The organism is Pseudomonas sp. LB3P93 (assembly GCF_054898025.1).
The window spans coordinates 4,028,663-4,040,779 of record NZ_CM142713.1; the positions used below are offsets into that span (position 1 = coordinate 4,028,663).

The 12,117-nt window shown below is 58.6% G+C and carries 7 protein-coding genes; 4 read left to right on the forward strand and 3 right to left on the reverse strand.

Translation table 11 applies throughout. From position 1 onward, the window contains the following. Positions 1–211: 211 nt before the first annotated feature. From ACYZT8_RS18280 to ACYZT8_RS18295, 4 genes are all read left to right on the forward strand, one after another. Entirely contained in the window at positions 212–1,948 is a 1,737-nt protein-coding gene (locus ACYZT8_RS18280) for a type I secretion system permease/ATPase (protein ID WP_461982539.1), read from the forward strand. A gap of 6 nt (positions 1,949–1,954) precedes the next feature. Then, complete coding sequence (locus tag ACYZT8_RS18285; RefSeq protein WP_461974813.1) at positions 1,955–3,295, forward strand: HlyD family type I secretion periplasmic adaptor subunit; 1,341 nt, start codon at positions 1,955–1,957, stop codon at positions 3,293–3,295. A 1-nt stretch (position 3,296) separates the two neighbouring features. Then, positions 3,297–4,625, forward strand: a complete 1,329-nt coding sequence (locus ACYZT8_RS18290; protein ID WP_461974815.1) for a TolC family outer membrane protein — start codon at positions 3,297–3,299, stop codon at positions 4,623–4,625. A 554-nt stretch (positions 4,626–5,179) separates the two neighbouring features. Next, entirely contained in the window at positions 5,180–8,203 is a 3,024-nt protein-coding gene (locus tag ACYZT8_RS18295) for an Ig-like domain-containing protein (protein ID WP_461982541.1), read from the forward strand. Positions 8,204–8,939: 736 nt separating this feature from the next. Here the strand turns inward: ACYZT8_RS18295 and ACYZT8_RS18300 are convergent. The 3 genes from ACYZT8_RS18300 to ACYZT8_RS18310 form a co-directional block, all read right to left on the reverse strand. Further along, positions 8,940–9,593 carry a hypothetical protein gene (locus ACYZT8_RS18300; RefSeq protein WP_461974817.1) on the reverse strand — a complete coding sequence of 218 codons (654 nt, stop codon included), beginning with the start codon at positions 9,591–9,593 and terminating at the stop codon, positions 8,940–8,942. Positions 9,594–9,907: 314 nt separating this feature from the next. Further along, a complete protein-coding gene (locus tag ACYZT8_RS18305) occupies positions 9,908–10,534 on the reverse strand; it encodes a response regulator (RefSeq protein WP_461982543.1) in 627 nt (208 codons plus the stop codon). Between the two features lie 232 nt (positions 10,535–10,766). Next, positions 10,767–12,089: a purine-cytosine permease family protein gene (locus ACYZT8_RS18310; protein WP_461974819.1), complete on the reverse strand. Its 1,323-nt coding sequence runs from the start codon at positions 12,087–12,089 to the stop codon at positions 10,767–10,769. Positions 12,090–12,117: the final 28 nt, after the last annotated feature.

The window sequence follows — 12,117 nt, forward strand, 5'->3', positions numbered from 1 at the left end:
CTAGAGCGAAATGTTATTTCAAACTGTATCGCTAGAGAGACAAACGCCACCTACGCTGCTGCCTTGAACGCAAATATTTTTTGAACTTTTTTGAGAGCGCTAGAGCTTGTGTCGACGAGCTGTCTGCGCAACCACATCTAGGGTCCGGCACGACATTTGCTGCAACTGTTTTGCCTCAAGGGAAACTCGATTTCGGAGAGGGACTATGAACATGCACAAGCAGTCGAACACCCGCTCCGAACTGGCCGACGCAATTTTTCGCCTGCGCCGCAGTTTTTATTCTCTGGCAGGGTTCAGTGGCGTCATCAACGTCATGATGTTGACGCCAGCCATCTACATGTTGCAGGTCTATGACCGGGCCTTGGTCAGTCGCAACGTCACGACATTGACGATGCTGACCTTACTGGTGATCGGACTGTTCTTGCTGATGTCCACACTGGAATTGGTCCGCACCCGCGTGTTGATCCGGGTCGGCAACTGCCTCGACATGGACCTTAACCGACGCGTCTTCACTGCTGCGTTCGAGCGCAACCTGAGCCGCGCCGGAGGTAATCCGGCCCAGGCCCTTCAAGATCTCGCGCAGGTTCGTCAGTTCCTCACCGGCAATGCCCTGTTCGCTTTTTTCGATGCGCCCTGGACACCCCTGTACTTGCTGGTTGCCTATCTGATCCACCCGCTGCTCGGACTGATCACCCTGATCGGCTCGCTGATTCTGGTGTTCCTGGCTTATCTCACCGAAAAGGCGACGCAAAAGCCGCTGGCCGAAGCCAATCAGGCCGCCCTCTCCTCCGCCTGCTATGCCAACAACAACCTGCGCAACGCCGAGGTCATCGAGGCCATGGGCATGCTGCCGTCGATTGGCAAGCGCTGGTACCAAAGCCATTTGCGCATCCTGGAAATGCAGACCCTGGCCTCCGACCGTGCCGCCCTGATCAGCAGCACCGGGCGCTTCGTGCGTATCACTTTGCAGTCGCTGATCCTCGGCGCCGGCGCACTGCTGGCGATCGAAGGCAAGATCACCCCCGGGATGATGATTGCTTGCTCGATCCTCACCGGCCGAGCGCTGGCCCCGGTGGAACAAGTCATCGCGTCGTGGAAGCAACTGCTCGGTTGCCGTTCGGCCTGGGGCCGGCTCAACGAGATGCTTGAAGACTATCCGCGCCGGCCACCCAGCATGTCGCTGCAGCGGCCGCTGGGCATGCTGGCGGTGGAGAATGTGTATGCCGGCGCCCCTGGCACCAGCAACACGATTCTGCGCGGGGTGAGCTTCAACCTCTCCCCCGGCGAAAGCCTTGGCATTATCGGCCCGTCCGCCTCGGGTAAATCCACCCTCGCCCGCCTGTTGGTCGGCGTCTGGCCGGCACAGGCCGGCAAGGTGCGCCTGGACGGCGCAGACATATTCACTTGGAACAAGGGCGAACTTGGCCCCTGGCTCGGTTACCTGCCACAGGATGTGGAGCTGTTCGAGGGCACCATCGCCGATAACATTGCGCGCTTTGGCGAAGTGGACAGCGACGCAGTCATCCGCGCCGCCAGAACGACTGGAGTGCACGAGATGATCCTGCGTTTTGCGCAGGGTTACGAGACCCGTCTGGGCACCGATGGCAGCCCGCTTTCCGGTGGCCAGAAGCAACGCATCGCCTTGGCCCGTGCGCTGTATGGAGAGCCCAACCTGATTGTGCTGGATGAGCCGAACGCCAACCTCGACGACGTCGGTGAAAAGGCCCTGGTCGATGCACTGGCCCAACTCAAGGGCCGTGGCGCCACCGTCATTCTGATTTCCCACCGTCCCAACGTGCTCTGCGCCGTCGATAAGGTGCTGATGCTGCGCGACGGCGGCGTGCAGATGCTTGGCACACGTGACGAAGTATTCGCAGCGCTGCGCAAGACCAATGTGATGCCTGCAGGCGCGTCGACTCCACTGGCCTCCGTCAAAGCACGGGAGTGACCGATCATGCAAATGAACCAACACATCGAGATGATCCACACCGATCCCAGAAACGTGGTGGATCTGGACGTCGGTAAACCCATGCGCAGGGGCATTTGGCTGGTGCTCGCCGGCTTCGGGGGATTCCTCCTGTGGTCCTGGCTGGCGCCGCTGGATGCCGGCGTGGTAGCGACAGGCACGGTAAAAGTCACCAGCAATCGCAAAGCCGTGCAGCATCTGAGCGGCGGCACCGTGGAAGCCATTCTTGTACGCGAAGGCGATGCAGTGAAAAAAGGCCAGGAGGTGGTTCGCCTCGACTCGCTGCGTGCCGTTGCCGAACAGGGCGCAGTCAGCGCCCAGTACATCGTCAGCAAGACTGTGGAAAACCGCCTGGAAGCAGAACGTGACGGCCGCGATGTAGTGAACTACGACCCCGAATTGCTCAAGCGCTTCGGGAATGACCATCGCCTGGTGGCCGCCATGAATCTGCAACAACGTTTGCTGGATACCCGGCGCGCCGGCCTCGCTGGCGAAATCAGCATCCTGCAGGAAAACCTCGCGGCGTCGGCAGTGCAGCTCAAGGGGCTGCAGCAGGTCTATGGCGCCCGCGCCTCGCAGATCAACTTCCTCAACCAGGAACTGCAAGGCACCCGCGTGCTGGCGGCCGAAGGTTACGTGCCGCGCAACCGCCTGCTTGAGCTGGAACGCAGCAATGCCGACCTCTCCGCAGGCCAGGCCGAAAACCTCAACAACATCGCTCGAATCCGGAGCCAGACCACCGAAATCAAGTTGCGCATCCTGCAGCGCCAGCACGATTACCAGAAGGAAGTCGAATCGCAGCTCACCGACACCGCCAAGGAAAACACCACCCTGGCCGACCGCTTGCGTGCGCTGGACTATGAAGTGACCCACACGGTGATTCGATCGCCCATCGACGGCATGGTCCAGTCACTGAGCATCGCGACCATCGGCGGGATCATTCAGCCCGGCTTCAAGATCATGGAAATCGTTCCGGACAATGAACCGCTGCAGGTCGACGCGATGATTCCTGTACAGGCCATCGACAAGATGGTCCCCGGCCTGGCCGTGGACATTGCCTTTCCGGCCTTCAACCATGCCCAGACGCCCAACATACCCGGCCGCGTGAAGACCGTCTCCGCCGACCGCCTGCTCGACGAGGAAAGCAAGCAACCGTTCTACCTGGCTCAGGTAGAAGTCACGCCCGATGGCATGAGCCTGCTGGGCAGCAATCACATTCGTCCCGGTATGCCCGCCAGCGTCACCATCAAGACCGGCGAGCGCAACTTGATGAGCTACCTTCTCAAACCCATGCTCGAGCGTGTCGACAGCTCGTTCAAGGAGCAATGAAATGGACCGTCATTGCCTGATCTTCTGCCTGCTGGGGTTGTCCCTCCCGGCCAGTGCCATGGACCTCAAACAAGCGTGGGATCTGTTGCAGTACCAGGGCCCCGTCTACCGCGCCGCTGTGCATGAAAAAGAGGCGGGTCTGGAAAACCGCGCCATCGGCCAGGCCGGCCTGCTACCGCAGATCAGTGCCTCGGCCTACGACAACAAGGTCAATGGCACCCAGCGCCAGAGCGGCATCGAAAGGGATCTCGACTACGACTCCAAGGGCGCTAACGTGCGGTTGCGCCAGCCGCTGTTCAACAAACAGAAAATGGCCGAGTACCGCCAAGGCAATCAGCGCGCCGACTACAGCGTCGCGGTGTTCGATGCCAAGAGTCAGGACGCCGCGGTGCGCCTCGCCGAAAGTTATTTCGACGTGCTCCTGGCCAGCGAAACCATCGTCCTCGCCAAGTCCAAGCTGAGCGCCTTCGATGAGCAACTCGCCTCGGCGAAACGGCGCATGGAGCTGGGGGCCGGCACCGTCACCGACATCGACGAATCGGTCGCTCGCCGAGACCTCGCCGAAGCCGAGCTGATCGAAGCTCAGGACAACCTGATCAATGCGCGCCGCAGCCTTGAGGAATTCATCGGAGAACCCCCCGAATCGCTGATCACCTTGCGTCCGAGCTTCGATACGCCACCACTGCAACCGAGCAACCTGCAGGACTGGCTGATCAAGGCTCAGACCGATAGCCCGCTGATCCATGCGCGCCGTCATAGCAGCAATCTCGCTGAAGAAGAAGTGAAGCGCGCGAAGGCTGGTCACTGGCCGACACTCGATTTCGTTGCCGGCTACACCGCGGGCGATAGCCAATCAATCTCCGAGCTCAATCAACGCAACCGCTACGGCTCAATCGGGCTGGAAGTCAATTTCCCGCTGTACAACGGTGGCGGTACCAGCGCACTGACACGCCAAGCCAGCGCCAACAGTTTCAAGGCCCTGGACGAGCTCGACGCCACGCGACAAGAAGTCATCTCCGGAACCACCCGCGAGTATGCCGGCATACACAGCGGCGCCAAACGTATTCATGCGCTGGAGCGGGCCGTGGAGTCCAACGAACGCTCACTGACTTCCACACGCAAGGGCTTCAAGGAAGGCGGCACCAGCACCAATTCGGACGTCCTCAACGCCCAGGAGCTGCTCTTCGTTGCGCGCCACGATCTGTTCGAGGCCAAGTTGCGCTACTTGATGTCCCGTCTGCGCCTGGCCTCTTCGGTGGGCAGTCTGGGCGACGATGACATCGATCAGATCAACAACTACCTTGGCCCGGAACTGCTGGTCACTAACTGAAGTTCGCCTGTCGGCCGGTCGAGTCAAACGATGGCTTGTGGCGAGGGGATTTATCCCCGTTGGGCTGCGAAGCAGCCCCCCCCCGAGCCAAGTAATTTGCTCTGTCTGACATAGACCGGCGTCCTGGCTTGGGCAACCCTGACACTCCCCACATCGACTTATAACCGTACCCTGAACCGCGTTAACTTTTTGCTGCCGCTGAAGCTGCGGCGGCGATTATTGACGGATTTTAACTGTCGAAAACGGGCCACCACCCTTCCCACAAGTGGGGAACTACACCCACCGACAACGGGGGTTTTCACCCAATAATAGGAATAACCCCCCATCCTATTCTTTGATCATTTGTCACACTTTGAGCCGCCGGTCAATGAAGTTGAACTTTTCCTTCGGCCTGCTGTAGTGGCTCAATTGTTGCTGGACCCCTTGTACCCGCATTAGCTGTCGTCCCGAACATGGAGACGGCGGGGCATCACGCGAGGGCTGAAAAAATGAAACGCGCAAAACCACCCTGCAATTCCGTCTACTTTCTGCGCAGATCAAGCCTGCCCTGCGCGATGCTCCTTTCCCTCAACACCGCCAATGCCGTGCCGCTCGACGATGTCAGCCAGCCGCCACCGACGGACCCCTCGGCGTATACCAATCCGCCCGCCGACCCTGCGGCAGCACTGGAAGCCTTGAAAACAATGCCGTCGACCAACCAGGGCGCGATTGCCCTGCCCAACGGCGCGTACGGTGACCGCAACACCCCGCGCGCGGGCAACGCGCTGCCGCCGAGCCTGCAAACCTCGTTCAAAGTCCCCACCAACGGCAAACCCAGCCCGTTGTTCGGGGCGCAACCCTTCACCCAGCAACTGCTGCTGCTGGAGGAATTCGGCACGGAAAAACTCGACCCGACCCTGCCCGCGCCGACACTGACATTCCCGGTGCCCCTTGCCGGCCCGGCGCCACAGCAGGACCCGGACAACATCGCTCGCAGCGGCCCGTCGAGCGCGGCACTGGAAGCCTTCATGCGCCAGCCCGGGCTTTACCCGTTTCCGTCGCAATACTCCAACGTGCTGGATCGCAACCCCTGGAAATCGCAGATTGAAGCCTTCCTCAACCGCCATCCGGTAGGTTCGCCGGCCGAAGGTCGTCCGCCAGGAAAAGGCTGGTCCCATCAACGCTGGAACGAGTTCTACCCGCAGGTCGCCTTCAAAACCGTGCAAGCGGGCGCCAAACTCAACGGCGGCATGCGCGACCGCCGACAAATGCACAACTACGCCGTCGGTGAGTTCGGGCCTGGCGGTCTCTACTACCAGACCTCGGACATCCCGACCACCACGGGCACCACCAAAGGCATCGACACCCGTTTTCACCCCAAAATGCCGATTCAGAACCACAAAGCGCTTTGGACCTTCGACGGCACCTTTCCTACAAAACTGCTGATGGTGCGCTACGGCCAACCGGTGCTGATGCGTCACTACAACGCCCTGCCGATCGACCCTGCCGCAAACATGGGTTTCGGCCTGCACACCCTCAGCACCCACGAACACAACGGCCACAACCCGGCCGAAAGCGATGGCTATACCAATGCGTTTTTCTTTCCGGGGCAGTACTACGACTATCGCTGGCCAATGCAACTGGCAGGCTACGACACCATCAACACCAAGGCTGAAGATCCTCGCGCGGCGTTCCCCTGCGCCCCGGGCGAAACCTTGTTCGTCAACGACACCACCCCGGGCCTGAAGACCTGCAACAACGGCACCATCAAGATCCGCGGCGACTGGCGCGAAACCATGAGCACTCACTGGTTCCACGACCACATGCTCGATTTCACCGCGCAGAATGTCTACAAGGGCAACGCGGTGATGATGAACTACTACAGCGCCCTGGATCGTGGCAACGAGGCGGTCGAGGACGGCGTCAACCTGCGCCTGCCCAGCGGTTCGGCGCTGCCCTGGGGCAACCGCGACTATGACGTCAACCTCATGGTGGCTGACAAGGCCTGGGATAAGAACGGCCAGCTGTGGTTCAACCCGTTCAACACCGACGGCTTCCTCGGCGATCAGATCCTGGTCAACTGGCAGTACCAGCCGCGCCTGAACGTGCGCGCGCGCAGCTATCGTTTCCGCATACTCAACGGCTCGGTGTCGCGCTACTTCAGGATGGCGCTGGTGCGTGAAATCGCCGGCAACAGTGGCGAATTTCCGGGGCCGGCAGGTTCCGGTGTGTCCTATGCCCGCGTGCCATTCCACCTGATCGGCAACGACGGCAACCTCATGGAACACGCCGTGCCGTTCGACGGAAGCATGGACATGGATGGCGATGGCGACTTGCAGGACCACAACGCTATCCTGCCGACCCAGGGCATCGCCGAGCGTTACGACATCATCGTCAACTTCGCGAAGAACGGGATCAAGACCGGCGACAAGCTGTACTTCGTCAACCTGATGGTGCACCAGGGCGGCAGGGGTCCGGAGATAGAACCGGTGAGCCTGGCCGACGTACTGTCCGGGAAGTACAAAGCGGTGCTCAAGCTGGGTAGCAAAGGTCTGGAATGGGACGGTGGCGACCCGGTTGTGGGCAAATTCATGCAATTGGTGGTTCAGCCTTACAGCGGCACGGATGTGAGCATGAACCCTGCCGAGTACGAGCCAGCCAAACCGGGCAAGGCGGCGGGTAAAATCATGATTCCGCTGACTCTCAACCGTGACGATCCGACGGTGCAGGCCAAACTCAAACTGGCGCGGCATCGCGAGTTCATCTTCGGTCGCTCCGATGGCACCGACGAAGAACCCTGGACCATCAAGACCGACGGTGGTTTTGGCCTCCAGATGGACGCACGGCGAATCAGCGCCGCGCCGCAACTGGCCAACGGTCCGACGGATGCCGGGTTCTCCGGCGACGGCACCCTCGAAGTCTGGAAAATCAAGAACGGCGGCAACGGCTGGACCCACCCGATACATGTGCATTTCGAAGAAGGCATCGTCCTCAACCGCGACGGCAAGGCGCCGCCGGAATGGGAAAAATGGGCACGCAAGGACGTTTATCGCATTGGCGAAGGCATCGACAGTTCGGTGGACGTGGAAATAGCCATTCGCTTCCGCGAGTTCGCCGGGACCTACATGGAGCACTGCCACAACACCCAGCATGAGGACACTTCGATGCTGCTGCGGTGGGACATCGAGAGGCCCGGCCAGTTCCAGTTGATGCCAACGCCCCTGCCCGGCTGGGACGGCGTCACCTATGTGAACTCTGCAGCGCTGCCGACCTTCCGCACGGGCGAAGGCGAAAACAAAAAACCGGTCGCCAAACCCGACAGCGCCACCAGCAGAGACGGCAAACCGCTGACCATCAATGTCCTGGCCAACGACACCGACCCTGACGGTAATGTGCCACTTAAAGTGGTGGGTCTGACGCAACCGAGCGCTGGCAAGGGCACGGTCACGGTCAGCACCGACGGCGTACGTGTGATCTACACACCACCGCCCACAATCGCCACGTCGTTCGTCGCCAGCTTTACCTATCAAGCCAGCGATACCAAGGGCGCGGTGTCGACACCGGCGACGGTGACCGTGGCGGTCTCGGCACCTCGCTGACGTGACCGCAACGCCGCTGGCCTGCTCAGGAATTGCTTGAAGGGCTGCTCGCAGCTTCGCAGGTTGCGTTCCTGGGCGGAAATCTCAATGGGTCGATAGCTGCCTGTATGCGGCAGCTATCGATTCCAGCCATTCGCGACCGGCAGCATTCGGTCCAGAGATTCTAACGGTCAGTACAGGTTTGGCGCCTCCGAAACCAACTTGAAAATGTCTCCCCAGTTCAGAGGAAACATCCCCATAAACGGGCTTTATTTACCCCAATCCTATATAGAAATAAGTCCAAAAATTGGTTACACCGGCAGGACTTATAGGCTCTTAACGTTTGGCATAAAGTTTGCTGAAAGTTAATTAGCACCTTAATCGAGAGAGTAAAGCTGCTTCAACCGGGTCAGCGGCACTCCCAAGGCATATGCATTAAATAGGTAATTAAATACCCACGCCCAAGTTCGCCGCTCATAGTACTTTGCTATTTTATGGAGCTACCGCCATGCCCCATGAGTCGATAACGCTTACGTCTGTACTCATTCTTCTAATTTTTACGATAGGGGTAGGCTGGAATCTTATCGGCTTGTTGTTCGATTAAGAATAAACGGTAAACACCACAACTTCGTACTGCCTTGATGTCCTCTATGGCTGCTTGCTGCCCGTCGCGACAGGCCGAGATCGGCCAGAAGCAGACATTCGGCATCAGGAAACAACAGTGAAGAACCGTCGAATGATTTTATCGCGTTGCCGCCTACCAGAATTTCCACCATGGCTTGTGCGGCAGTGGCAGGTCATGAAGGCGCAGGTACCAGATACGCGGCTTGAGGGCATTGTCCCACGGGCAAATTCCGAGGTATTCGCTCAACGCTTCATAACTCAAACGGTTGCTTAACCCAAACTCCGGCACTTCCACCTCGCGATCTCCCAGATAGTAGATCTTTTGCCGCTCATCCTCAGGGCAATCATCTTCCTCAAGGTAAAATTCAGCTGATGCCCAGCGTTCTTCAAACGGTTTCAAGGGCCCGAATTGCTGCACCGGGCTATCGCATGAATGCAGTCGTGATCGCGTCAGAACTCCGTTCTCGATGAACGCGTAGCCGTAGGTGCCTCCGGAGTCGTATTGGCAGAACGGGATGATCATTGCTGGCGAGCCCAGAGTTCGATGCAATTCGCTGGCGTTATAGTGAGGATTTTCCAGCAACGGCATAGTCAGCGCGTCGCTGCTGATCACCCAGATATCGCCGTATTGCTCAACAGCCACCTCATTAGTCTGGCGAGTGTCGAAGCGCGGGGGGCATTGATCGAGCACCTCAGCGCGCTTGTTGAACAGATCAGACACCACCTGCTGAGGATTGAAGTCGATCTGCGAAGTTCGGAGTGCGATTGCCGCTTGCGAAACGCCCACGTGGGTATCCTTACTGAGGGTTTTTGAAGGTTATACGGACAGATGTATCGGCCCTGCTGCTTTGGGCTTTAGTGCTCGTTGAATGAAAGAAAACTCATCAATTGTTTGGCTAAGCTGCTGGTAACAGTCGAATGTGATCGTCCGCTCTGGGTCGATAGGCGCCCTTTACGACAGACAACATTCGGCCCAAAGTTGACAGCCTGCAATATCATCCTCCGAGTAGAACCCACACTTGTAACCGGTACGTTTTCTGAGTGACCGCCCGCACTTTTTGTGCCGTGGTACCTTGCCAGTTACAAGAACACCACGCTCATTTATATAAGATTATTACGCTTGGCGAAGTCGGCCAGATAAACCACCGATTTCACGTTGAGTTTTTCGATCAGGCGAGTTTTATAGGTACTGACGGTCTTGTTGCTTAACAACATGGCATCGCCGATTTCCTTGTTACTCAGGCCTTGGGAAAGTTGCTGCAAAATCGTCAGCTCTCGGTCGGATAGGCCGCGGATCAACTCAAGCTCAGTGGAATCGATATCAACCCGGCGTACGGAATTGCCCACCAGGTTGGGAAAGAACGTATAACCCGCCATGAGCGCTTTGATCGCTTTGCTCAATTCGCTAAAATCTTCGGTTTTCGAGATATAACCGGCAGCGCCCGCCTTCATGCAGCGCATGGCATAAAAGGCGGCGGACTGGGCGGTCAATACCAGAATCTTGCTCGATAGCCTCAGCGCGCCGATCCGGTTGATGACTTCCAGTCCATCCAGACAGGGCATGGCGATATCCAGCAGGATCAGTTGCGGGTGATGCTGGCGAGCCAGTTGCACCGCATCGGCGCCATTGTCAGCCTCGGCGACGACTTGAAATTGCTCATACTCCAGCAGTACCTTCACCGTCGCCCGAATAAACGGATGATCGTCTACAACCAACGCTCTATACATATGAACCTCTCTGCAAGAAGCACCGGAAAACTCCGGTGAGGGAATGTCATGCGTTTGCGATTGCATCCGGCCAACGCGGCATGATGCTGTTGTAGCGGGTATCTTGGTGGAGACTGGCGGAGAACGGCCAGAAGCAGTCACTGGCAACCCATCAGCGAATTCGAAATGAGCTTCCCATTGCCCGCTCCACTTTGTTAGAGCAGGCGGGTACGGGATGAGTGACTGCAAAACTCTACTCTGCCAACCGTAACTTCAACCGGCTTCGATGGGATAAGCCTGCTTGCAAGGCAAATGCAACTATCACGGTAGATGGCGCGGAAAAGCTGCTCAGTCCGCCGCCGGAAAACATCAACGCAAGACCCAATGCGGTGGCGCCAAACCAGGCCGTCAAGCCCACCGGGTTAAACGCGGCCACCCGTTCGAGCGCTGCCACGTCACATCGTCCGTAGACAATCTGCGCCAACGCCACGCCCACCCAGGCCACCACGAAAATCCCCTGATAGGCCAACGCCTTGAGGATGTAGGAAAACACGTCTGCGAGCATCAAGCCGTAGACGATCACCCCCACCGCCACTGCCCACACCAGGTACGAACCGCGAAGGCCAAATCGACCAAAGAACGCCTGCATGTTCAGGGTCGCCAAGTAATAGTTGGCGGTGTTGATCCGGGTTTGCGTGGCCCAGACAAACAGCAATCCCCACAGGCCCATCAACTGCAAAATCGCCATCACCACCGAGACTTCGTTCAGCGCACCTTCGTGGGGAATGCTGCTGACCAGGTAAATGCCCGCCGCGCCATTGAGCAGAAACGTCACCGCGTAGAACGGCATGCCGAAGTTCCAGCGACCGTGGTACTCGGCATCTTCAGGCTTGCCGAAACGCGCATAGTCGAAGGTGAACAGCATCAACACCCAGACGCCCATGTAGGCGACAAAACAATCCCACCAGCCGAATGCACTCGGCGTTGCCGGGCCGAAATCCAGCCATTGCGGCTGGTAGCCATAACGGCTGATCGATAGCCCCACCGCCACCAGCAAACCACCGAGGTACACCGGTAACAACACGCCGTTGAGCTTGTCCAGCCAGTGCTGCACGCTGCCCAGGATCATCGGCACGCTGTAGAGCACCACCACCAATGCCGCCAGCGGATAGACCAGGTCCGGGTACAGGTGATTGAGCGCGACGGCGATCACCGAACCCTCGAACACCGCGTAATAGATCGCGGTCGAGAAGAAAATCAACGTCGCCAGGCACGCCCCGGTGCTGCCGAACAACAGCCGTGAAAACAACGCCACCGACAAACCGCTGCGAATCGCAAAGCGGCTGAGCACGCTGTTGACCAGTCCATAACTGATCACCGACAGGACCATGCCAATCAGCGCATTGCGCGCACCGAACGACAACGCCAATGAAGCACCCACCACGATGTAAAACATCGCACTGCACACCGCCCACCAGGCCATGGTCAGGGACAGTCGACCCATGCGCGCTTCGGTGGGAACAGGATGATGCGCCGGGTCTTGCCCGGTTTGACTTGATTGCGATAAAGCGGCCATATGCGTGAACTCCAAAACCAGTCAAAGG